This is a genomic window from Streptomyces sp. NPDC019396 (genome assembly GCF_040632375.1).
Lineage (GTDB): Bacteria > Actinomycetota > Actinomycetes > Streptomycetales > Streptomycetaceae > Streptomyces.
The window spans coordinates 208241-233193 of sequence record NZ_JBEYBS010000011.1; the positions used below are offsets into that span (position 1 = coordinate 208241).

The following is a 24953-nucleotide window of genomic DNA, read 5'->3' on the forward strand; positions in this document are numbered from 1 at the left end:
CTGTGGGACTGTACTCGTGGCGGGGGTGGACAGACCACCCCGCGAGGGGAACTTGCCGATTACGGCGCGGGGGGAACGCGTCGACTGCGGCACGGGGCAGTTTTTCGGGGGCTCAGTGAGTGATCCGGTTCGCTATGCGTCTCTATTTTGCGATCCGTTGAATCGTGTAACGAGGAACATCACACTGTGCTCCCGCGAATCGGGAATTCGAAATGTAGTCGCACAGGGGAGCGCTGCTACTTCATGGTATTCCAGTTAGACAGTGCCGATCAGGCCGACCGGGCGCGTTCGCCTCTGGGCTCGTTCCTTCGTGGCGGCGCGGACGCCCTGGCTCAGGACGATCCACTGCTGCACCGGGCACTGACCGCCGAACACCAGCGCCAGGACGCCACGTTGATGATGGTGGCCTCGTCCAGCGTCGTCGACCCGTCCGTCCTGGCCTGCATGGCTTCGGTGGCGATGAACGTGACGGCGGAAGGATATCCGGGCGCCCGGTATCACGCGGGATGCCGCGAGATCGATCCCATCGAGCAATTAGCGATCGACCGCTCCCTTTCGGCGTTCAAGGCGAAGTACGTGAACGTCCAGGCGCATTCCGCCACCACCGCGAACTACGCGGTGCTCTCCGCCCTGCTGAACCCTGGCGATGTCATTCTGGGAATGAAGCTCGACCAGGGCGGGCACCTCACACACGGATATCCGGTCGCCTACTCCGGCAGCTACTTCCGCTCCGTCAATTACGGCGTGAACGCGCAAGGGCGTATCGACTACGAGCAGGCACGTGAACTGGCGCTGGAACACCGCCCGAAATTGATCATCTGCGGGGCCACTGCTTATCCAAGGACCATTGACTTCGCCCGCTTCCGCGAGATAGCCGACGAGGCGGGGTCCTTGCTTCTGGCCGACATCTCGCACATCGCCGGGCTTGTCGTCGCGGGGCTGCATCCCAGCCCGATCGACCACGCGCACATCACCACGACATGCACCCACAAGCAGCTCGGCGGCCCCCGCGGCGCGCTCATCATGTCCGGGCGGGATGCCGACACCCGCATTGGCGACAGCGGCCAATCGCTGGCCCAGCGGCTGCGCAGAGCCGTCTTCCCCTACTTCCAGGGCGCGCCGATCCTTCCCGCGATCGCCGCCAAGGCCCGCATGCTCGACATGGTGCAGACCGACGGGTACCGGGCGACGGCCGGCCGTATCGCCGACAACGCCGCACTGCTCGCCGACGCACTGGCCGGGCTCGGATACAAGGTCATCACCGGTGGCACCGACAACCACATCGTCCTGCTGGACTTCATCGGCACACCGCTGAGCGGACTGGTGGTCGAGCGTGCCCTCGAGGACGTCGGCATCGTCGTCAACAAGAACCACATCCCCGGTGATCCACGCCCTTCCGCCGTGACCAGTGGCGTGCGCATCGGCACCAACTCCATCGCGCAACGCGGCTTCGGACCCACCGAGATGCGGCAGTGTGCCCGGCTGATCGACACGGTGCTGCGTGCCGTTCGTCCGCTCGGCGACCGCGACTACGAGTTGGAGGGATTCACCCGTCAGTCGGTGCGCACCGAAGTCCGCAAGCTGACCACGCAGTTCCCCATCCCGCGCTACATCCCTGTCGACCGCTGGGAGTTCGAAGAGTGAGTGCCCTGCTCACCAGACTCGACATGCTCAGCGCCGGCTTCGGTCAGACGCCGGTCGTCCCGCTCGCGGACGACACGGTGAACCTGTACGCCAAGCTGGAGTTCGCCAACCCGAACGGCAGCGCCAAGGACCGGTCCGCGTACTGGATCCTCAAGCGGGCCATCGAGCGCGGTGACATCACGGAGGGCACCACCGTCGTGGAGTCCTCGTCGGGGAACTTCGCGATCTCCATGGCGTCGTTCTGCCAGATGCTCGGCATCCCGTTCGTGCCGGTGATCGACCCGAACTGCAACGCGCCGACGGAGGCGTATCTGCGCACCATCTGCGAGCGGGTGGTGAAGGTCGAGCAACCGGACGGGGCCGGAGGCTATCTCCGTACCCGGCTGGCCCGGGTACGGGAGCTGGTGGATGAGCTGTCCCCGGCGTACTGGCCCGACCAGTACTCCAACGCCGATGCGCTGGAGGCCCACTACCGGATGACCGGCGGGGAGCTGTGCGCGGCTTTCCGGACCATCGACTACGTGTTCGTGGGCGTGAGCACCGGCGGCACGATCGCGGGAGTGTCCCGACGGCTCAAGGAACACTTCCCCAAGATCACGGTCGTCGCCGTCGACGCGGCCGGCTCGGCCATCTTCGGCCGTGAGCCGAGCGCTCGCCGCATCCCCGGCCTCGGCTCCAGCATCGTGCCGGAGCTGTGCGGTCGCGCCCGGATCGACGACGTTGTCATCGTGCCCGAGCGGCAGGCGGTGGAGGGCTGTCACGAGCTCTTCCGGCGCCATGGCCTGTACGCGGGGGGTTCTACCGGCAGTGTCTACGCCGCCATCCGCGGCTACTTCGACGCGAGTCGCCCGGCCGGCAGGCGGCCGACGGTGACCTTCCTGTGCGCCGACCGCGGCGCGAGCTACGCCCACACGATCTACAACCCCACCTGGGTCAAGGAGCAACTCGGCGACGAGGCGGTCGGTGCACGGCCGGTCGTGCTGCACCGGGCCGAGCACCGCGACCGCCAGGAGGGCCGAAAGGAAAGTCATGACGGGCTCGTCCCCTGATCTGCCGACGCTGCCGTCCCTGCGCACCCTGACCGGTGCCGATGTCCTCAAGCACATCGAGGGCAACCGTCCCGCATGCCTGGAGGTCGTCCGCCGGGGCTACCTCACCCACGAGAGCGGCGACAGCTCCAACCCCCACAGCGCGTTCCTGCGGTTCCCGCACCGCCCCACGTCCCGGATCATCTCGCTGCCTGCGTACCTGGGAGGCGAGTTCGAGGTCGCGGGCATCAAGTGGATCGCCAGCTTCCCGGAGAACCCCGCGACACGCGGCATTCCCCGTGCCTCGGCCACCCTGGTGCTCAACGACACCGGGACCGGCTACCCGTTCGTGTGCATGGAGTCCTCCATCGTGTCGGCGACACGGACGGCGGCATCCGCCGTGCTCGGCGCGGAGGCGTTGAGCGGCGGCCGCAGCGCGCAGCGGATCGGGGTGATCGGCACCGGACTGATCGCCGGGCATGTCTGGAAGTTCCTGCGGGACCTGGACTGGAAGATCGGCGGCTTCCGGCTGTTCGACCGGGACCGGACGCACGCCGAGCGGTTCGGCCGGATGCTCACGGAGCAGGGGGCCGAGGACGTCGTGGTCACCGACGATGTGCGCGACGCGTTCACCGGCTGCGACGTGGTGGTGCTGACCACCGTGGCGGGCGAACCGCACATCCACGACCCCCGGTTGCTCGCCCACGCGCCGGTGGTGCTCCATCTGTCGCTGCGGGACCTCTCCCCCGAGATGGTGCTGGCCGCGCAGAACATCACGGACGACGTCGACCACGCCGTACGCGAGAACACCTCGCTGCACCTTGCGGAGAAGGCCACCGGCAACCGCGACTTCATCGACGGCACCATCGCCGGCGTCCTGAACGGCGACGTGACCGTCGACCGGGACCGGCCGGTGATCTTCTCGCCCTTCGGTCTCGGCGTGCTGGACCTGGCCGTCGGCAAGTGGGTCCACGACCGGGCGGCCGCCGGGGGCGACGGCCATGACATCCCCGACTTCTTCGGCGAGGCAGTGAGGCAGGCATGACGAACTCCACCAGCTCCACCAGCGACGACACGCTCCGCTACAAGGTCGTGGTGAACCACGAGGAGCAGCACTCCATCTGGTTCGCCGATCGCGCCCTGCCTGCGGGCTGGACGGAAACCGGCTTCACCGGCACACGCGAGGCTTGCCTGGAGCACATCGGTGAGGTGTGGACCGATCTGACACCCAAGTCGGTCCGTGAACGACTCGAGGGAAGGGCACCGTGACCTCTCTCGACCAGAGGCTGGCCGGCCTGTCGCCCGAGCGGCAGGCCCTGCTGGCCAAGCTGCTCACCGAACGCCGCGCGGCAGCCCGCCCCGAGATCCCCCGGGGCGAGGGACCCCGCCCGCTCTCGTACGCGCAGTGGCAGTTCCTCTTCCTGTGGCAGCAGGACCCGGACAGCGGCCAGTACAACGTCCCCATGGCGCTGCGCCTGCGCGGCGCTCTCCGGGCAGACCGGGCCGAGGCGGCACTGCGCGAGGTCGTACGCCGTCATGAGATCCTCCGCACGCGGTACGCGATCGAGGACGACGAGCCGGCGACGGTGCTCGGCGACCACCGCGAGCTGGACCTCGGTCAGACGGACCTGTCCGCGCTTCCCGAAGAGGAGCGCGAGGACGCGGCGCGGCGGCTGGCTGCCGAGGTGTCTGCCCGGCCCTTCGACCTGACGGCCCGTCTCCCGCTGCGCGCCGAGCTGATCCGGCTGGCGGACAAGGACCACGTCCTGGTCATCGTCGTCCACCACATCGCCACGGACGGGGCGTCCACGCAGCTGCTGTTCCGCGAGTTCTCCGCTCTCTACACGGCGTTGTGCGCCGACGCCGACCCCGTCACCGCACTTCCCGAACCGCCCATCCAGTACGCCGACTACGCCGGCTGGCAGCGCTCCACGGACGAGGGCGCGCGCCTCGCGCGCGGTCTGGAGTTCTGGGACACCTGGCTGGAGGGGGTGGAGACCAATATGGATCTCCCCACCGACCGGCCACGTCCCGCCCGGCCCACGCACACCGGCGGTCGCCGGCGGCGGCGCATCCCGCGCGAGCTGGCGGCCCGTATGCACGCCTTCTCCGGCGACCACGGTGTCACACCGTTCATGACCGCGCTCACGGCGCTGGGCCTGGTGCTGCGCCGTCAGACGGGCAAGCAGGACTTCCTCATCGGCACCCCCGCCTCGAACCGGCCCACCGCGCACACGGAGCGGCTCATCGGCTGCTTCGCCAACACCCTGGTACTGCGGGTCCGTCCGTCCGGGTCGACCACGGTCGGCGAAGCCCTGCACCAGGTCCGCGATGACGTGGCGGCCTCCTATGACCACCAGGACGTGCCGTTCGAGAAGGTCGTCGCGCTGCGTCAGCCGGAGCGCACCCTGGCCCGCAATCCGCTCTTCCAGGTGATGTTCGTCCACCAGCAGGTCCCCGGCATCGACGGCGGTCTGCCCGGCCTCGCCGTGGAGCGGTTCGACCTGCACAACGGCACCGCCAAGTTCGACCTGGACCTGTCGCTCCTCGACGGTCCCGACGGCATCGACGTCAGCTGCGAGTACGACGCCGACATCTTCACCCCGGAACGCGTCGACGCACTGCTCGGGCAGCTCGAACACACCATCAGGGCGATGATCGACGCCCCCGGGGCAGCCGTCTCGGCGCTGCCCGTCCTCGACGAGGCCGCCCGGCACCGCGCCGCCCACGACTGGAACGCCACGCACGCCGACTACCCGGCGGACCGCACCGTCGTCGACCTGTTCGCCGAGCGTGTGGCCGCCCGCCCCGAGGCGCCCGCCGTTCGGACGGGATCCGGGACGACCCTGACCTACGCCGAGCTGGACCGGCGCTCCAACCGGCTGGCACGACTGCTCACGGAGTACGGCGCGGGCCCCGGAGCGGTGATCGGTATCGCGGTCGAGCGGACCACCGACCTGCCGCTGTCCGTGCTGGCGGTGCTCAAGTCGGGTGCCGCCTACCTGCCGCTGGACACCTCGCACCCGGCCGAGCGGCTCGCACTGATGCTGGGCGACTCGGGTGCCCGCGCGGTGATCACCAGCCGCTCGGTGGCCGGCCGGGTGCCGGAGACCGACGCGCCGGTGCTCGTGCTCGAGGACCTGGCGGAACGGCTGGCGGCGCTGTCCGACGAGCCGCCGGCGGTCACGGCCGCGCCCGACGACCTGTGCTACGTCATCTTCACCTCGGGCTCCACCGGCCGCCCCAAGGCCGTGGTGCTCGACCAGCGCGGCCGGGTCAACAACTTCACCGATTTCAACCACCGCTTCTCGGTCGGTCCCGGCGACGCCGTGCTGTCGGTGTCCTCGCTGGGCTTCGACATGACGGCCTACGACGTGATCGGCACCCTGCTGGCCGGGGGCACCATGGTGCTGCCCGATCCGGTGCGTGAGCGCGATCCCGGTCACTGGCTGGACCTGATGCGCGCCCACGGGGTCACCCTCTGGCATTCGGTGCCCGCCCTGCTGGGCCTGCTCATGGACGCGGCCGAAGACCTCGGTATCGCCGAACTCCCCGCGCTGCGCGTGGTACTCCTCGGTGGTGACTGGATCCCGGTGACCATGCCGGACAACCTGCGGGCTCTGGCCCCCGGGGCCCGGGTGATCAGCCTGGGCGGGGCCACCGAAGTGTCCATGGACTCCACGATCTTCGAGGTCGACCAGGTGGACCCGGCCTGGCGCAGCATCCCCTACGGCCGGCCGATGGCCAATCAGCTCGCCTATGTCGTGGACCCCGAGGGCCATCTCGTCCCGCCGGGCGTGGCCGGTGAGCTGTATCTCGGCGGCGCGGGACTGGCCTGGGGCTACCTGGACGCCGGGGCCCAGACGGCGGACCGCTTCCGTCCCAACCCCTTCAGCGGGGTGCCGGGCGACCGTATGTACCGCACGGGCGATCTGGCCCGGTACCGGCAGGACGGTGTGCTGGAGCTGCTCGGCCGTATCGACTTCCAGGTCAAGATCGCCGGCAACCGTGTCGAGCTCGGCGAGGTGGAGGCGGCGCTGCGGGCGCAGCCCGAGATCGCGCAGGCCGTGGTCGCGGCCCCCGAGATCGACGGGCGGCGCACCCTCGTGGGCTATGTGGTGGCCGGGGAGGATCCGCAGGAGCCGGACCCCGCCGCGCTGCGCGAGCGGCTGCGGGCCGCCCTCCCGGCGTACATGGTGCCGTCGGCGCTCGTCGTCCTGGAGCGGATCCCGCTCACGCCGAACGGCAAGGTCGACCGGGGCAGGCTCCCGCTGCCGGGCACCGACGCCGGTGCGGCAGAGGCGGCCGGACCGGGCCGGGCCCCTTCGACACCGACCGAGGTGACGCTCGCCGGTGTGTGGCGCGAACTGCTGGGGCGGGAGACCGTCACGGCCGACGACGGCTTCTTCGCGCTGGGCGGCGACTCGGTGGCCTGCATCCGCATGGTGACCCGTGCTCGGGCCGCGGGTCTTGAGCTCACCCCCCGCATGGTCTTCGAGCACCAGACCGTCGGCGAACTGGCGGCGGCGGTCGACCGCGCCGCGGCCGAGGGTCCCCGGGGTGCCGGCACCTTGTCCGCCGAGGGGGACGGCCTCGCGCCAATCCAGCGGCACATGCTGTCCGTCGCGGGCCGGCGCCCGCAGCCCGGTCTGTATGTGATCCAGTCGGCGTTCCCGCTGCCCGGCGACCTCGACGAGCAGGCGTTCCACGACGCCTGGGAGTGGCTGTTCGACCGTCACGCCGTCCTGCGCACCTCCTACGAGGACGCCGCGTCGGGCAGGCCCCGTCCGGTCGTCGCCGACCGGGTGGATCTGCCGCTGCACACGCGCGACCTGCGGGGTATGGATCCCGGGGAGCAGGAGCGGGTGGTCGTCGCCGAGCTCGAGGAGCTGCGGGCAGCGGGCTTCGACCTCCTCAAGGCGCCGCTGGTGCGGCTTCAGCGCTACCTGCTGAGCGACGAGGTGCAGCTCGTGGTTCAACTGCACCACTACAGCCTGCTGGACGGCTGGTCCTGCATGCAGCTGCGCAGGGACCTGCTCGCCGCGTACCTGGCGTTCGCGACCGGCGAGCGGCCCGAACTGCCCGCGCCGATGCCGTTCGAGCGGCACGTGGAGTGGCTCGACGGACAGGACCGGGACGCCGCTGCCGACTTCTGGGCCGGCTATCTGCGCGACTGCCCCGGTCCCTGGGCTCAGGACACCGTGCCGGAGGCGGGTACGGGCAACGAGCCGGCCGGGCGGGCCGACGGCGCGACCACGCGGCCGCTTCGGCTGCTGACGGAGCTGCCGGCGGATCTGCTGGACGGGCTCGACGCCCTGGGCCGGAAGCACGGCGTCACTTTCGCGACGCTGGTGCAGCTCGCCTGGGCGGTGGTGCTGGCCGAGCGCACCGGCCACGAGGACGTGGTGTTCGGTATCACCGCCTCGGGCCGGCCCGCCCTGCCGGGCGCCGAGTCGGCTGTCGGACCCTTCATCAGCACCATGCCGGTGCGGTTCGCGCCCAGGTCCGGCGAAACGGCCGTGGCCGCGGCGCTGCGGCTCCAGCTGGAGCGGGCGGCCGCCGAGGAGCACGGTGTGCTGGAGCTGGGAGAGATGACAGGTGGCCGCGACCTCGCGACCGTCCTGGTATTCGACAACTACCCGGTCGACGAATCGCTGAAAGCGGCCGCGTTGCCGGACACGGTCGAGCACCCGCTGATCGCGGGAGATCTCGGCCTGGCCCAGACCGAGTTCCCGGTCAGGGTCGACATTCTGCGCGGGGCTCAGAACGCCCTGGCGCTGACCTTCGCCGCCGACCGGGTGGTGCCGGGGGACTCCCGGGAGCTGGGGCCGCGGCTCGTAGCCGCGCTGGAGGCCGTCCGGTCCGGTGCCGACGGCCCCCTGGAGGGGCTCGAGGACCACGGTGGGACCAGCAGCAGCACGACCGAGTACAGGGGAGACTCATGAAGACAGTGACCACGGTGGAGCTCTCGGTGTTCGAGAGGATCACCCCGCTGGTCTCCGGCTACCTGGAGGCGTACGCGTCGACGGATCCGGTGGTCTCCAAGGAGTACCGGTTCGACAAGTACACGACGAGCATCAAGACACCGCTCGACTCCATCGCCCGGGACCTGCTCGCCAAGGACTCCGACGTCTTCGCGTTCTCCACGTACGTGTGGAACATCGGGCTGGTGCGTCCGCTGGTGAAGTTGCTGCGGGAGGCGAGGCCGCAGGCCGACATCATGCTGGGCGGGCCGCAGGTGATGCATCACGGCCTGAGGTACCTCGACCCGCATGACGAGAAGCTGTCGCTGTGCAACGGCGAGGGCGAGGCCTCCTTCACCGAGTACCTGCGCGAGCTCACCGAGCCACACCCCGACCTCACCAAGGTCGAGGGGCTGAGCGTCTACCGGGACGGCGAGCTGGTCAACACCGGTGACCGGGCCCGGATCAAGGACCTGGACACCATTCCCTCGCCCTTCCTGTCCGGGATGATCGCGCCCGAGTACAGCATCAGCATCATCGAGACCAATCGCGGCTGCCCCTACCACTGCGGCTTCTGCTTCTGGGGCGCGGCGACCAACGACCGCGTGTACCGCTTCGACGAGGAGCGGGTGCGTGACGAACTGACCTGGATGTCGCGCAACGGCACGCTGTTCCTGTACATCGCCGACGCCAACTGGGGCATGCTCGCCCGCGACGTCGAGTTCTCGGAGCACATAGCGGGGCTGGCGAGGCAGAACCACCTTCCCAACGTCGTGTACTTCTCCTCGGCGAAGAACAAGCCGCACGCCGTCACGAAGATCACCGGCATCTTCCAGGAGGCCGGACTCGTCACCTCGCAGCCGGTGTCGATGCAGACGCTGGAACCGGAGAGCCTGAAGATCATCCGGCGGGACAACATCAAGCTGGACGCATTCGGTTCGGTCCAGGACGATCTGCGCGACCGGGGACTGAGTTCGTTCATCGAGCTGATCTGGCCGCTCCCCGGGGAGACGCTGGAGACCTTCAAGACGGGCATCGGCACACTCTGCGAGAAGGACGCGCACACGATCATCTCGTACTCGCACCTGCTGCTGAACAACACGCCGATCTACCACAACCGCGAGAAGCTCGGCCTGGTCACCAGGCCGGCCGGCGGCGGCGTCGCCGAGGCCCAGATCGTGATCGCCACCGAGCAGGTGAACGGCGACGAGTTCGTCGAGGGCATGCGGTACTTCTACGCGGTCCACGCCGTGCACAACACCCGCAGCCTGCGCGCCACCAGCAAGTACCTGACGGGCAAGGGCATTCTGACCTACCCCGAGCTCTTCTCCGCCTTCGTCGACTACTGGCGCTCGCTGCCCGAGGACGACCCGATCGTCGAGTACGTCGAGCGGTCCATCCGCGACGCGCTCTACTACGACGTCGGCAACTACGGGCTGTTCATCCACACCGTGCTCCATGAGCATCGCGTGCTGTTCACCCGTCATCTGCGGGAGTTCGCACGTGCGCAGCCGTGGTGGTCCGACGAGACCGCGCGTGGACTGTTCGAGATCGACCTCGTCAACCGGCCCTATGTCTACAGCACCACGCCCATGGAAGAGCACGACCACCCCTTCGAGACCCTCAAGGTCGTCGCTCGCGCGGGCCGTACGTACACCGTCGAACTGGAGGCGGCCTGGCACGAGGCGCTGGCCATGGCCACGCGCCTCGACCCGGCGCCGCCCACCGGTGCCGTCTTCACCGTCGACCACAAGCGGCTCCAGTACCCGTACATGGCGGCCCAGACCCTCGACCACAACGCGAACTACTGCCACGGCATGATCGAGAAGATCGAGAACATCGTGCCGTTCTGGCGGACGGCCTAGGGCGCGGTGATGTCGGTGAGCACCACGGACGAGGCGGCAGAGCTCCGTACCGGGGGCGAGGCCGGATCCGCCGCGCCGCGCCGGGCCGCACGCGGGGTGGTGACCGTGATCGCCCTGGCGGTGCCGGCGCTGCTCGGTGTGCTGGCCGTGCTCGCGTTCGCTCCGCCGCCGGCGCGCGGTAGCGACGCTCCGGCGGTGGAGTTCTCCGCCGCCCGGGCGACCGCGCACCTGGAGCAGATCGCCCAGCGCCCGCACCCGACGGGCACGCCGGACAACGCCCGCGTACGCGAGTACCTGGTCAGGACGGCCCGGTCCCTGGGGGCCGCGGTGACCGTGCAGTCGGGCGACGTCGTACGTCCCGACTGGGGCAATCCGTTCCCCGCTGCGAAGGTGCACAACGTCATCGCCCGGGTGCCCGGCAGCGAGCCGGGCACCAGCGGTGGGAAGGCGCTGCTGCTGGTCGCCCACTACGACTCGGTCCCCACAGGGCCCGGGGCAGCCGACGACGGTGCCGCGGTGGCGGCGATGCTGGAGACGATGCGGGCCCTGAGGGAGTCGGGCGGCGTCCGCAACGACGTGGTGTTCCTCTTCACGGACGGTGAGGAGCTCGGCGCGTTGGGCGCGGAGAAGTTCGTCCAGGAGTACGGCGTCGACGGCTACGGGGCGGTGCTCAACTGGGAGGCGCGCGGCAGCGGCGGCCCGGTGATGATGTTCGAGACCAACACCGGGAACACACCGCTCGTCGACGCGTTCGCCGGTGGCAGCAGCCGTCCGGTGGCCAACTCGCTGGCGTACGAGGTCTACAAGCGGATGCCGAACGGCAGCGACTTCACCGTCTTCCGGGACGCGGGAGCCGTCGGTCTCAACGCCGCCTTCCTGCACGGCTTCCACGACTACCACTCCCCCAGGGACGACCTGGAGCGGCTCAGCGACGAAAGCGTCCAGCACCACGGCGAGTCCATGCTCGGGCTCGTCAAGGGCCTCGGGGACGGGGATCTGCGCTCGCTGCGCGGCGACGAGGACGCCGTGTACTTCGATCTGTTCTCCCGGGTGCTGGTGCGCTACCCGTCCGGCTGGGCGCTGCCTCTCGCCGCCTGCACGGTGCTCGCTCTGGTGGCGCTGGCCTGGTGGGGTGTGCGCCGCTCGGCGCTGCGGATCGCCGGGGTGCTGGCCTCGGCCGGGACCGGCTTCGCCGCCGTGGTCGCGGCGGCGCTGGGCACGCTGGGGCTGTGGCTCGCCGCCGCCGCGCTGCGGCCCGGACTCGCGGCGCTGCCGCTGTCGGAGCCGTACGAGCGCGGTCTCTTCTCGGCCGGGTTCCTGCTGCTGGCCGCCGCGCTGCTGATGCTGGCCGCGCGTCTGACGCGTGGGCGGCGGCCGGCGGAGCCGGTGTGCGGGGCGCTGCTCATCGGGGCGGTGCTGTTGCTCGTCTCGGTGCTGACACTGCCGGGTGTGAGTTACCTCTTCCAGTGGCCGTTGCTCGCCGGACTGCCTGCCCTGTGGTGGGTCTGCCGGGACGAGAAGGCGCAACGGCCGGTGTGGGCAGGGGCGCTCTTGGCGGCGGCAGCGCCGTCCGTGGCAGCCGTGCTGTTCGCCCCGCTGGTGGACAGCCTGCTGATCGCTCTGGGCATCCCGCTCGCCGCCGTGGCCATGGCGGTGGCGACGATCGGCGGGGTGCTGCTGCTGCCGCTGCTGTCACGGATCGCACGGCCCGGGCTGGTCGCCGCGGTGGCGGCCGTCCTGGCCCTGGCGCTGGTCGGGACCGGGCTGCTGCGCTCCGGTTTCGACGCCGAACACCCGCGTCCCGACGCCCTGGTGTATGTACGGGACCTGTCGGACGGCACGACGACATGGATCAGCGGCGACCCCGAGCCGGATGCCTGGACCCGCAAGGTGCTCGGGCCGAACCCCGGCAGGGGGTCGGCGGCCGACTACTACCCGCAGCGCGGCGACGAGCCGGTGCTGCGCGCCAAGGCCCGGGAGCTGGTCCTGCCGGCACCACGGGTGACGGCGGTGAGCGACACCACCACCGGTGGCACACGGCGGGTGCGGTTCACCGTGGTCTCGCAGCGGCAGGCGTGGCGGCTCCAGATCCGGCTGCCTCGTGAACCGCTGAAGGCCTGCACCATCGCCGGCGTACGCATGGACGGCCCCGCGCTCGACAAGCAGGGGGAAGGCGCCGAGGGCGTGGTCTTCCACTTCACCGGCAGCGATGCCTCCGGCGTCGGGTTCGACTGCGAGACCAGGGCCGGCAGCAAGCTGCCGGTCGACGCGGCCGACTACACCATCGGGCTGCCGGCCGAGGTGTCCGCACTGGTGGGACCACGCCCGGCAGGGACCGTACCGGTGTCCTTCGGCTTCGCGCCGGACGATTCCGCGGTCGTACGCACGATCACCACGCTCTGACCGACCGGAACAACAGCCACAGCCATCGAGGGGACATGCCACGCAACGACGGGGCCACCGCGATCGAGGTCCGCAACCTGACGCGCACGTACCAGTCCGGGAAGAACGGCGGCCTGGTACGGGCCAACGACGACGTCACCTTCTCCATCGCCCGCGGCGAGGTCTTCGGACTGCTCGGCGCCAACGGCGCGGGCAAGACGACGCTCGTCTCCCAGATGCTGGGGCTGGTCCGGCCCACATCCGGCTCCATCCGGGTCGAGGGCATCGACGTGGTGGCCGATCCGGAATCGGTGAAGGCCATGACCGGCTTCCTGCCGCAGACCGGCCTGTCCATGCGCCTGGTCGAGGTGCGCCGGGCGCTGCACTACACGGGGCGCCTGCGCGGCCAGTCGGAGCCGGAGGCCCGCCGCCAGACCGCTGAACTGATCGAGGAACTGGGCCTCGGCGACGTCGCCGACCGCTACGTCAACCAGCTCAGCGGCGGGATGATGCGGCTGGTCAACTTCGGTATGGCGCTGATGGGCCGGACCAAGTTGCTCATCCTGGACGAGCCGACCAACGAGCTCGATCCGCACAACCGCCGGCTCATCTGGGACATGGTCGCCAGACGCAGCGCCTCCGATGGCACCACCGTGGTGCTCGTCACCCACAACGTGCTGGAGGCCGAGAAGGCCGTCCACCGGGTGGCCGTGATGCATGGCGGGCGTATCACGGCGCTCGGCACCCCCGGGGAGCTCAAGGAGCGGATGGGCGACAAGGTCCGCATGGAGCTGTTCGTCAAGGACGGCGAGTCGCTGCGGCCCCACGAGCTGGACCGGCTCGAGATGGTCGGTTCGGTCGTGCCGGGCAGCCGGGAGGGCACGTACCTCATCCACTCGGACCCGGAGGCCACGCCCGATCTGGTCAAGGTCGTGACGGGCGACCTGGGCATGGGCCGGGTGGACGACTTCCGGCTCACCCGTCCCACGCTGGAGGACGTCTATCTGAGCCTGGACGGCAAGGAGCAGCTCGCCGGTCAGTCCGCACCGGAGGGCGCCGCGCCGGCGAAGGGCGCTGCACTGGAGACAGACAGGGGTCCGAAGTCGGACCGGACACCCGCCGCACCGCATCTGGCCGGCACCGCGCCCGTCGGCACGGCAGCGGAGTCCGGGGCCACCTCGTCCGCCGCCGCAAAGGAGCAGGCCCAGGCCGTCGCCCCCGCACGACCGCGTCCCAAGGAGCGCGCGCGGACGCTGCTCGTGGGGTTCAAGTACCTGTGGCTGGAACAGATGCTGGAGGTCCGCACCACCTGGACCTGGAGCCTGCTGTTCGGGCTGCTGATGCCCGTGGCGATGGTCTTCGGTCTGTCCCGCATCGGCGGCGGGCTGAACGACGCCAGCAGTCTGCTGTACATCGTCAGCGGGGCCGCCATCTTCTCCGTGGCCACCGAGGGCATCGCGACCCTCGCCCAGCGGATCGGTGTGATCAAGAACGACGGCATGATGGTGTACTACGCCTCACTGCCCATCAGTAAAGCGTCGTTCGTCGCCGCCATGGTGCTGTCACGGCTGCTGCTGATCATGCCCGGCCTGATCACCCCCATGATCGCGGCCGGCCTGATGTACGACGTCGACTTCACGATCTCTCCTGCCCTGGTGCTGGTGCTGCCGCTGTCCTGCCTCGCGCTGTCGGCGATCGGCCTGGCCATCGGCACGCTGATCGACAGCATGGAGCTGATCGTTGTCATCACCAATCTGCTCATCTTCGTGCTGCTGCTGGCGGCTCCGGTGCTCATCCCGCCGGACTCGCTGCCACTGCCCCTACGGGTCCTCGGCTATCTGCTGCCACCGACCTACGCGGCCGACGCACTGCGGCACACCCTCAGCGGCGACCTGGGCGCCGCATTCACCCTGGACATCGCGGTGCTCGCCGCGATGACCGTGTTCGGGCTGGCCGGAGCCGCCCGCTGGATTCGTTGGCGTCTTGCCTGAGCCTGGAATAGCAAGGAGTTCCGCGATGGAGCAGTCCATCCTCCACGCCCCGACCTTCGTCGACGTGGTCACCGAGCGCGCAGCCCTGTCCACGGGCACGGCGTTCGAGTTCATCACCCCGGACAGCGCCGCGGGCGGCACCGGGCCCACCACCCTGGCCTTTGCCGAACTGCACGACCGGGCACGGGCCATCGGCGCCCTGCTGGCCGGGCGCGTGGCTCCGGGCGACCGGGTCCTGGTGCTGCTGCCCCCCGGCCTGGACTACGTGGCTTCCTTCCTCGGCTGCCTCTACGCCGGTGCCATCGCCGTGCCGCTCTACCCGCCGAGCAAGGGCAGTTACTCGGCCCGGCACCGCGCCGTCCTCGCCGACTCCGCCCCGGCCGCCGCGCTCGTGCCCGGCAGTGTGGCGGCCGACCCGGCCGAGCTGGTGGAGACGGCCGGCATCCCCGGCCTGCCGCTCATCGCCGTCGACGGCGAAATGCCCGAGCCCGGCGACTGGCGCCGGCCGTCCATCGACGGTGACACGGTCGCGTTCCTCCAGTACACCTCCGGTTCCACGGCCACACCGCGGGGTGTCGTGGTCACCCACCGGAACCTCGTGGTCAACTCCCGCCAGATCCAGGAGCGGTTCGGCACCACCCCCGGCACCCCCGTGGTCAGCTGGCTGCCTCCGTACCACGACATGGGCCTCATCGGCGGCATCCTCCAGCCGGTCTTCGCCGGGGCCACCGCCACGCTGTTCTCGCCCGTCTCCTTCATCACCCGTCCGCTGCGCTGGCTTCAGCTGATATCCGAGCGCGGCGCCCGGATCAGCGGCGGACCGAACTTCGCGTACGACCTGTGCGTCGACCGCATTCCGGAGGAGGACCTCGCCGGGCTCGACCTGTCGCGCTGGAACGTCGCCTTCAATGGCGCCGAACCGGTCCGTGCCAGGACCCTGGAGCGGTTCGCCCGCCGCATGGCCCCCCACGGTTTCGACGCAGGTTCCTTCTTCCCCTGCTATGGGCTGGCCGAGGCCACACTGATGGTCTCCGGCCGCAGGGTCGGCGGGGCGCCGGTCGCCCACACCTTCGACACGGACTCGCTCGCCCCCGGGCGCCGGGCGGTCCCGGACGACCAGGGCCTGCCGGTCGTCGGCTGCGGCCCGATCGCCGTGGACCTGGACGTGACCGTTGTCGACCCCGAGTCCGGGGAAGCGTGCCCGCCGGGCACCGTCGGCGAGATCCGGGCCTCCGGCGACAACGTCGCCGCCGGCTACTGGGGGCGCGACGACACGGAGCACGCCACCTTCGGCGCAACCCACCCGGGCAGCGACCGGACCCATCTGCGCACGGGCGACCTCGGCTTCCTCCACGACGGCCAGCTCTTCGTCACCGGACGCAGCAAGGACCTGATCGTCGTACGCGGCCGCAACCACTATCCGCAGGACCTGGAGCAGGCGGCCCTCGACGCGCACGCCTCCCTGCGCCGCGGCGCGGCCGCCTTCTCGCTGGACACCGACGGCAGTGAGGAGGTCTGCCTGGTCCTGGAGACGGCGACCGCCCACCGCACCGACGAGATCTCCGAGGTCACCACCCTGGTCCGGTCCGGGCTCGCCCGGGAGCACGGCGTGACGCCCGGCACGATCGTCTTCGTGCGCCCCGGCCACATCCCCCGCACCACCAGCGGCAAGATCCAGCGCTCCCAGACCCGTGCCATGCTCGTCGGCGGTTCGCTGAAGGTCGTACACCGCTGGGACGCGGGCCGTGCCGCCGGTCTCGCCACACTGCCCGAGCACCTGTGGCAGGAGACCGCCCGCGAGACCGTGCTTGCCCTGGCGAGCAGCAGGCTGCGCACCACCGTGGACCCCGCCCTGCCACTGGCCGCCCAGGGGCTGGACTCGCTCGCCGCGATCGAGCTGAAGGCCGCCGTCGAGGACGCCACCGGCCTGGAGGTGTCCCTGGAGGCCCTGCTGGCGGGCGCGAGCGTCAACGACCTGCTGATCGAAGCCCCGGCCGAGGCTCCCACCCCGGTCCCGGAGCCCGTCTCCGGCGGGCGCATTCCCCTGGCCGTCAATCAGCGGGCGCTGTGGATCCTGGAGCGCCAGCATCCGGACACCGCGGTCCAGCACATCTATGCCGCGCTGCGGTTCCTGCACGACGTGGACGCCGACGCGCTGCGCCAGGCATTCCAGGAGCTGGTCGACCGGCATCCCGCGCTGCGCACCGCGCTGCACTGGGCGGACGACGGCGAGTCGTACCAGGAAGTCCTCGGGGACCAGCAGGTGTCGTTCAGCGTCGAGGACGCCGCACACCTCGACGACGGGGAGCTGGAGCGGCGGCTGCGGCGCGAGATCGCCGGCGAGCGGCTGGACCTGACGCGGGGCCGGGTCCTCCAGGTCGTGCTGCTGCGCAGGCCCGGCGGCGACGTGCTGTCGCTCGTCGTGCACCACATCGCCGTCGACATGTGGTCGCTGGCGGTCCTCACCGACGAGCTGGGACGGCTGTACGCGTTGCGGACCGGCCGTGAGACGACGCTGCCCGCGCCCCCGACGGCGCGCTACGCCGATCTGGCCCACCAGCAGCAGGCGATGCTGGACACCCCACGGGGGCAGCGGCTGTGGGAGTACTGGAACCGTGAGCTCGAGGGCTGCAATCCCGTCCTGGAACTGCCCACCGACCGTCCGCGCCCCGCGGTCCAGACATACGCCGGAGACTCGGTCACCCTGGAGCTCGACGCGGCCACCACGGCGGCGCTGCGCCGACGGGCCACCGCCGAGGGCACCACGCTGTTCGTGACGCTGCTGGCGGTCTTCCAGACGCTGGTCCACCGCTACACGCGCGAGGACGACTTCCTCATCGGTGTGCCCGCCTCCGGCCGCACCAACCCCGAACTGCACCGTGTGGTGGGCTACTTCGTCAACCCGGTGCTGATCCGCTCGCGTATGGACGGGTCGCGCAGCTTCACCGACCAGCTCCGCGAAACCCGGCGGACGGTCGCCGGGGCCATGCGCCACCAGGACCTGCCCTTCCCCGTGCTCGTCGAGCGGCTCGGCCTGGCCAGGGAGGCCTCCCGTCCGCCCGGCTACCAGGTGATGTTCAGCCTGACCAAGTCGCACCTGGTCGGCGGGGAGGACCTGGCGGCGCTCAACTTCGGCCGCCCCGGCACCCGTGTGCGGATCGGCGACCTGGAGGGCCAGTCCCTCGACCTGGTCCGGCGCACCGCCCAGATCGACCTGACGATGGTGGTCACCGAGGTCGGTGACCACCTCGAAGCCGGAATCAACTTCTCCACCGATCTCTTCGACCGCGAGACCGTCGAACGCCTGGGGGCCGGCTTCGCCGACCTGGCCGCGCGCCTTGCCGACACCCCGGACGCACCGCTCGCCGCGATCCCCTCCGCCGGTGCGCAGGAGCTGCGCCAGATCGCCAAGTGGAACTCCACCGCGACCGACTACCCGCGTACCCGGACCGTCCCGGAGCTCTTCGCCGAGCAGGTCGCCCGGCAGCCCGACGCGCCCGCCCTCACCTATGGCGAACTGACCTACACCTACCGGGAGCTGGACCGGGTCTCGGGCGCCCTGGCCCGGCGTCTGCGCGAACTCGGCGTGGTCGCGGAGACACCGGTCGGCCTGCACGTGGACCGCGATGCGGCGGTCGTCGTGGCCATGCTCGCCATCGCGAAGGCGGGCGGCGCGTACGTACCGCTGGATCCGGCCCACCCGCCGCAGCGGCTGCGGCGCATCCTGGACGAGTCGCGGCCGGCCGTGCTGCTCGTCCCGGGCGGCGACGACGCGCTCGCCGGGATCGACTCGGAGCTGCCGCGGCTGGTGCCCCGCGACTTCATGAATCCCGGGACCGCCGGTGACGCGTCGCACGACGGCCCGGTGGCGCACGGCCCGGGTCCTGACGGGCTGCTGTACGTGATGTACACCTCGGGATCCTCCGGTGCGCCGAAGGGCATCTGCATCACCCACCGCAATGTTGTCCGGCTGGTGCGCGACACCAACTACCTCACCCTGGAGCCCGGCGACCGGATCGCCCAGCTGTCCAACACCGCCTTCGACGCCGCCACCCTGGAGATCTGGGGCGCGCTGCTGAACGGCGGCCAGCTCGTCGGCTTCGGCAAGGACACCGTGCTGTCACCGCCGCAGCTGGCCGCGGCACTGCGCGACAACGACATCCACACCGTCGTCATGGCGACGCCGCTGTTCACCCAGGTCGTCGGCTACGACCCGGCCACCTTCGCCTCCACCCGCCAGCTGCTGGTGGGCGGCGACTCGATGGACCCCAAGCGTGCCCGTGAGATCGCCGCGCTCGGCGGCCCGCTGCTGACGAACGGCTACGGCCCCACCGAGTCGACCACCTTCGCCACGACGCAGCCCCTGGCCCATGTGCCGGACGACGTCTGGCGACTGCCGATCGGCGGCCCGATCGCCAACACCCAGGTGTACGTGCTCGACGAGCGGCTGAACCCGGTGCCGATCGGCGTGCCGGGGCAGCTGTACATCGGCGGGGACGGGCTCGGCCGCGGCTATCTGGACAACCCCGGGCTGACGGCGGAGAAGTTCCTGCCCGACCCGTTCACCGAGGTGCCCGGGACGCGTATGTACGCCTCGGGGGACCTGGCCCGCTGGCTGCCGGACGGCACCATCGACTTCCTGGGTCGTGTCGACTTCCAGGTGAAGGTGCGCGGATTCCGAATCGAACTCGGGGACATCGACGCCGCGTTCACCGCGCACCCGGGTGTGCTGGAGGCGGTCACCGTGGTCGACGAGTCCACCGGGGAGAAGCGGCTGGTGGCGTACTACGCCGGTACTCCGACGGCGGATGAACTGGCGGGGCACCTCGCCGACCGTCTGCCCGAGTACATGGTGCCCGCCCGCCTCGTCCGGCTGGACGAGCTGCCCAAGAACCCCAACCGCAAGATCGACCGCGCGGCGCTGCGGCTGCCGGAAGGCGACGGTGCGACGGGCGGGGCGGCGACGGACGGGGCGGCGGGGCTGGAGGCGGAGATCGTGGCGATGCTCGCCGAAGTCCTCAGCCGGTCCGAAGTCGACCCCGACGACAACTTCTTCGAAATCGGCGGCCACTCACTCCTCGCCATCCGCCTCCTCGCACAGATCAAACAGCGCTACGAAGTCGACCTCGCACTCAACGAACTGTTCAACGACCCCACCGCACGCGCCGTGGCCCAGCAGATCGCCGAACGCAGAACCACCGAAGCCACTGCTGCGGCTCCGGACCCGGCGGCGGGGCTGCAGGCGGAGATCGTGGCGATGCTCGCCGAAGTCCTCAGCCGGTCCGAAGTCGACCCCGACGACAACTTCTTCGAAATCGGCGGCCACTCACTCCTCGCCATCCGCCTCCTCGCACAGATCAAACAGCGCTACGAAGTCGACCTCGCACTCAACGAACTGTTCAACGACCCCACCGCACGCGCCGTGGCCCAGCAGATCGCCGAACGCAGCGGCAGCGGCGGCGAATCCGCGAGTGCGGCCGCGGCTGTGTCCGGGAGTGCCGGCCCGCCCACCGGGCCGACCGCGGTACCGCGAGCTGCCTACGCGCGACCCGACCGGGCCTAGCCACTCCCCCAGCAACACGGACCAACGATTGTGAGCGAGGACCAGATGAACTCGGGGCAGGTCTATGTCATGCCGGCGTCCCCGGCGCAGGTCGGCCTGTGGCTGCTCGTGGAGCTCGACCCGACGTCCACGGCGTACAACGTGCCGGCCGCCATGCGGCTGACCGGGCAGTTGGACACGGGCGCACTCGAGCGCGCTCTTCACGCGCTGTGCGAGCGGCACGAGATTCTGCGGACCACGTTCACCGTCGCCGACGGCCGGGTGTCCCAGGTGATCCACCCTCTGGCGGCACTGCGCCCCACGGTGGACCACCTGGATTTCGGCGAGCTGGGCGAGGGGGCAGCCGCCGCGTGCCGCGAGGAGTGCGCGCGCAGGGCGGCGGAGCCGTTCGACCTGGAGGAGGGGCCGCTGCTGCGGATCGCCGTCCACCGCCTGGAGGACGACGACCACGTGGTCTCCCTGCTCATGCACCACATCGTCACCGACGGCTGGTCCATGGGCGTGTTCATCAAGGAGCTGACCGTTCTGTACCTGGCCGAGCTGGCTGGGGCCGACGGGAACGCCCTGCTGTCGCCGCCCGCCCTCCAGTACGCCGACTTCGCCGTCTGGCACGACGAGTGGCTCGGCTCCGGCGTCCAGGACAAGCAACTCGACCACTGGCGCGGGGTCCTGGACGACCAGGAACTGGTGCTGGAACTGCCCACGGACCGTGCGCGTCCCAGGGTGCCGTCCTTCGCGGGTGACCGTGTCACCGCCGTGATCGCCGAGGACCTCACCCGCGCCGTACGGACCACGGCCGCACGTCAGGGCGCCACGCTGTTCATGGCGGCGCATGCCGCGTTCGCGTCCGTGCTGGCCCGTAACGCCGCCCAGCCACGGGTCCGGCTCGGTGTCCCGTCGGCAGGCCGGGATCACCCGCACACGGCTGAGCTGATCGGCTTCTTCGCCAATACCCTGGTGATCCCGACCGACTGGCGCCGCGGGATGTCCTTCGGCGATCTGCTGGTCCAGGTGCGAAAGCGGACCACGGAGGCGCTCGCCCACGCCGACGTGCCGTTCGGCGAGATCGTCCGCACGCTGGGTGGCCGGCGCGACCGGTCCCGCAACCCGCTCTTCCAGGCCATGATCGCCATGGACAACGCTCCCGGCGGTTTCGACCTCGCGCCGGGCCTGACCGCTCACCGTTTCGACGTACCGACGGCCGTCGCCAAGTTCGACCTGACCCTGTTCGTGCATGAAGGCCCCGCCGGTGTGGAGCTGAGCCTGGAGTACGCCACCGACCTGTTCGCTCGCGCCACGGCCGAGCGCCTGCTCGGCCAGGTCCTGGCCGTCCTGCGCGAGGGAGCGCACGCCCCCGAGAGCCCCGCGGCCGCCCTGCTCGCGGTGGACGCGGAACAGCGGCTGCAACTCGCGCAGTGGTCGAACGGTCCCGCCCGCCCACTGGAAGACGACGGCGCCGTCAGTGCCCTGGCGCTCTTCGTGCGCCATGCCGTCCGAACGCCGGAAGCCATCGCCCTCGTCGAGGGTGAACGCCGCGTGTGCTACGCGGAGTTGGACGCCCTGGCGGACCGCGTCGCGGCCGGCCTTGCGGAGGCGGGCGTCGGCCGTGCCGATGTCGTCGGCGTGGCGGTGCCACGCTCCGTGGAGCTGGTCGCTGCGCTGCTGGCCGTATGGAAGCGCGGTGCCGTGTATGTGCCGCTGGACCCGGCGCAGCCCGCCGCCCGGCTGGAGGCGATCGTCGCGGACGCCCGCCCGGCGGTCGTCCTGGAAACCGGCGGCTATGGCGCGGCCCTGACGGCGGGCGCCGCACCGGTGCTGGACGTACGCGCCCTCGCCACGGCTCCCGTCTCCGACCGCCCGGTCACCGCAACGTCCGGGTCCACGGCTCACGACCTGGCCTACGTGCTGTACACGTCGGGCTCCACCGGCCGCCCCAAGGGCGTCCAGATCACCCAGGCCGGGCTGCACAACTATCTGACGTGGGCAGCGTCCGCGTACTGCCTCGACGAGCCGCCGGTCGCGCCCCTGCACACCACCGTCGGCTTCGACCTGACCGTGACCAGCCTGTGGGTGCCGCTCACCAGCGGCGGCTGTGTCCACCTGGTGGACGAGGCGTCCCCACTGGAAGGACTGGTCAGTGCGCTCACCGGGCCCACCCGGCCCACACTGGTGAAGCTGACGCCCGCCCACCTGGAGGCGGTGTGCGGGCTGGTGCGCCCGGGCGGGCTCGCCGGGCTGCGGACTTGTTTTGTCGTCGGTGGTGAGGCACTGCCGCCGGGACTGGTACGCCGTCTGTTCACCATCGCTCCGGACGCCCGCGTGGTCAACGAGTACGGGCCCACCGAGACCGTGGTCGGCTGCTGCGTGGCGAGCACGGTCGCATCGGACGAGCTGGGTGACCGTCCAGGTCTCGCCATCGGCCGGCCGATCGGCGGCACCCGGCTGTACGTGGTGGACGAATGGCTGGAGCGGGTCCCGGTGGGAGTGCCCGGCGAGCTGCTGGTCGGCGGGGCGGGGGTGGGCCGCGGCTATCTGGGCGATCCCCGGCGCACGGCGACGGCGTTCGTCCCCGATCCGTTCTCCGATGTGCCGGGAGCACGCCTCTACCGCACGGGTGATGTGGTGCGGTATCTGCCGGACGGGCAGCTGGAGTTCCTGGGGCGGCGCGATCACCAGGTCAAGATCCGCGGCCAGCGGATCGAGCTCGCCGAGGTGGAGGCGGCGCTGCGTGCCGTCGAGGGTGTCACGGATGCCGTCGTCCTGTCGGTTCCCGACCAGCTCGGCCAGTCCCGGCTGGCCGGCTGGGTGAGTGGCACGGCCGGCGTCACCGCTGTACGCGCGGCGGCCGTCGCCGCGCTTCCCGACGCGATGGTCCCGTCGGCGATCTCCGTGCTCGACGCCCTCCCCCTCACCCCCAACGGCAAGATCGACCGCGCGGCTCTTCCGGCGCCGGTGTTCGTCGACGGTGCGGAGTACGTGGAGCCTCGTACGGAGGTGGAGCGGCAGGTCGCGGCGGTGTTCGCGGAGGTGCTGGGCGTGGAGCGGGTCGGCCTGGAGGACGACTTCTTCCAACTCGGCGGCCACTCACTCCTCGCCACGCAGCTGATAGCGCGCGTGCGGGAGGGGCTGGGTCTGAACCTGCCCCTGCGGGCGCTGTTCGAGCGGCCGGTGGTGGGCGGGTTCGCGGAGTCCGTGGTGGCCGCGCAAGCGGTGGAGGTGGTGCCGCTGGTGCGGGTCGAGCGTTCGGGTCCGCTCGAAGTCTCGTACGCACAGCAGCGCATGTGGTTCCTGCACCAGCTGGAGCCGGACAGCGCCTCCTACAACGTCCCCGCCGTCGTCCTGCTGCGCGGACCCCTGGACGCAGAGCGACTGCGCGCCGCCCTCGTCACCGTCGGACGACGCCACGAAGTACTGCGAACCGTGTTCGCCGAGACCGACGGACGCCCCGTACAACTCATCCGCGACGAACCCCTCATCGACTTCCAGGAAACCGGTCTCAGCGATTCCGCAGACCTGCTCACCGCCGCCGAGAGGATGGCTGCCGAGCTCGCCGCCCGTCCGTTCGACCTGGAGCACGGCCCGCTCACCCGCTGGATCCTGGCCAGGGCCGGTACACACGAAGCCGTACTGGCCGTGTGCATGCACCACATCGTGTCGGACGGCTGGTCGGTGGGTGTGCTGCTGCGGGAGGTCCAAGCCGCCTACGCTGGCCAAGAGCTTCCGGAACTGCCGGTGCAGTACGCCGACTTCGCGGTCTGGCAGCGGCAGTGGCTGGCCTCGGGCGTCCTGGAAGAGCAGCTGGCCCACTGGCGCACCGCCCTCGCGGGCGCGCCACCGGTGCTCGAGCTCCCCGCGGACTTCCCACGCCCCGCCGTCCCCAGCTACCGCGGCGCCCATCTGCGTGCGCTCATCGACGCAGACACCGCGGCACGCCTCAGCGATCTGGCCCGCGAGCAGGGCGCGACGTTGTTCATGGTGCTCCAGGCCGTGTACGCCGCCCTGCTCGCACGGCGGGCGGGCCAGGACGAAGTCGTCGTCGGCGTACCGGTCGCCAACCGGTCCCGCACCGAGACCGAGAACCTGATCGGCTTCTTCGTCAACACCCTGCCGATCCGCACCCGGGTCGACACCCACCGACCCTTCACCGACCTGCTCGCACAGGTCCGCGACACCTCCCTGGAAGCCCTCGCCCACCAAGACGTGCCCTTCGAACGCCTCGTCGAGGAACTGGCACCCGACCGCGACCTCGCCCGAAACCCCATCTTCCAGACCATGTTCGTCCTTCAGAACACTCCCCAGGGCGACCAGGCAGACCTGGGGGACGTGACGGTGGAACGCCTTCCGCTGGAGGAAGGCAGGGCGAAGTTCGACGTCACACTGATGGTGGAAGAACCACAGGTCGGGGGGGACCGTGCTCTTCAGGTGTCGCTGGAGTTTGCGACGGATCTGTTCGCGCGGGGTACGGCGCAGGCGGTTCTGGACGACTTCGTGCGAGCATGCCGGACCCTTGCCGAGCG

At 70.7% G+C, this 24953-nt stretch carries 10 protein-coding genes; all 10 read left to right on the forward strand.

Annotated elements, in window-relative coordinates; all coding sequences use genetic code 11:
- Window positions 1–243 precede the first annotated feature (243 nt).
- Window positions 244–1644: a serine hydroxymethyltransferase gene (gene glyA / locus ABZ532_RS15645; RefSeq protein ID WP_361282893.1), complete on the forward strand. Its 1401-nt coding sequence runs from the start codon at window positions 244–246 to the stop codon at window positions 1642–1644.
- Entirely contained in the window at window positions 1641–2693 is a 1053-nt protein-coding gene (gene sbnA / locus ABZ532_RS15650) for a 2,3-diaminopropionate biosynthesis protein SbnA (RefSeq protein WP_361282895.1), read from the forward strand. The genes glyA and sbnA overlap by 4 nt, the downstream gene beginning before the upstream one ends.
- Complete coding sequence (gene sbnB, locus ABZ532_RS15655; RefSeq protein WP_361282897.1) at window positions 2674–3717, forward strand: 2,3-diaminopropionate biosynthesis protein SbnB; 1044 nt, start codon at window positions 2674–2676, stop codon at window positions 3715–3717. The genes sbnA and sbnB overlap by 20 nt, the downstream gene beginning before the upstream one ends.
- Entirely contained in the window at window positions 3714–3941 is a 228-nt protein-coding gene (locus ABZ532_RS15660) for an MbtH family NRPS accessory protein (RefSeq protein WP_361282899.1), read from the forward strand. Before sbnB ends, ABZ532_RS15660 begins: the two co-directional genes overlap by 4 nt.
- Window positions 3938–8617 carry an amino acid adenylation domain-containing protein gene (locus ABZ532_RS15665; protein ID WP_361282901.1) on the forward strand — a complete coding sequence of 1560 codons (4680 nt, stop codon included), beginning with the start codon at window positions 3938–3940 and terminating at the stop codon, window positions 8615–8617. Before ABZ532_RS15660 ends, ABZ532_RS15665 begins: the two co-directional genes overlap by 4 nt.
- Entirely contained in the window at window positions 8614–10500 is a 1887-nt protein-coding gene (locus tag ABZ532_RS15670) for a hypothetical protein (protein ID WP_361282903.1), read from the forward strand. The genes ABZ532_RS15665 and ABZ532_RS15670 overlap by 4 nt, the downstream gene beginning before the upstream one ends.
- Before the next feature lie 15 nt (window positions 10501–10515).
- Window positions 10516–12903 carry a M20/M25/M40 family metallo-hydrolase gene (locus ABZ532_RS15675; protein WP_361282905.1) on the forward strand — a complete coding sequence of 796 codons (2388 nt, stop codon included), beginning with the start codon at window positions 10516–10518 and terminating at the stop codon, window positions 12901–12903.
- Between the two features lie 35 nt (window positions 12904–12938).
- Window positions 12939–14873: an ATP-binding cassette domain-containing protein gene (locus tag ABZ532_RS15680; RefSeq protein ID WP_361282909.1), complete on the forward strand. Its 1935-nt coding sequence runs from the start codon at window positions 12939–12941 to the stop codon at window positions 14871–14873.
- 25 nt (window positions 14874–14898) lie between these two features.
- Window positions 14899–20436, forward strand: a complete 5538-nt coding sequence (locus ABZ532_RS15685) for an amino acid adenylation domain-containing protein (RefSeq protein WP_361282911.1) — start codon at window positions 14899–14901, stop codon at window positions 20434–20436.
- Between the two features lie 30 nt (window positions 20437–20466).
- Window positions 20467–24953: amino acid adenylation domain-containing protein (locus ABZ532_RS15690; RefSeq protein ID WP_361282913.1), on the forward strand; the 4487-nt coding region annotated here is incomplete at its 3' end.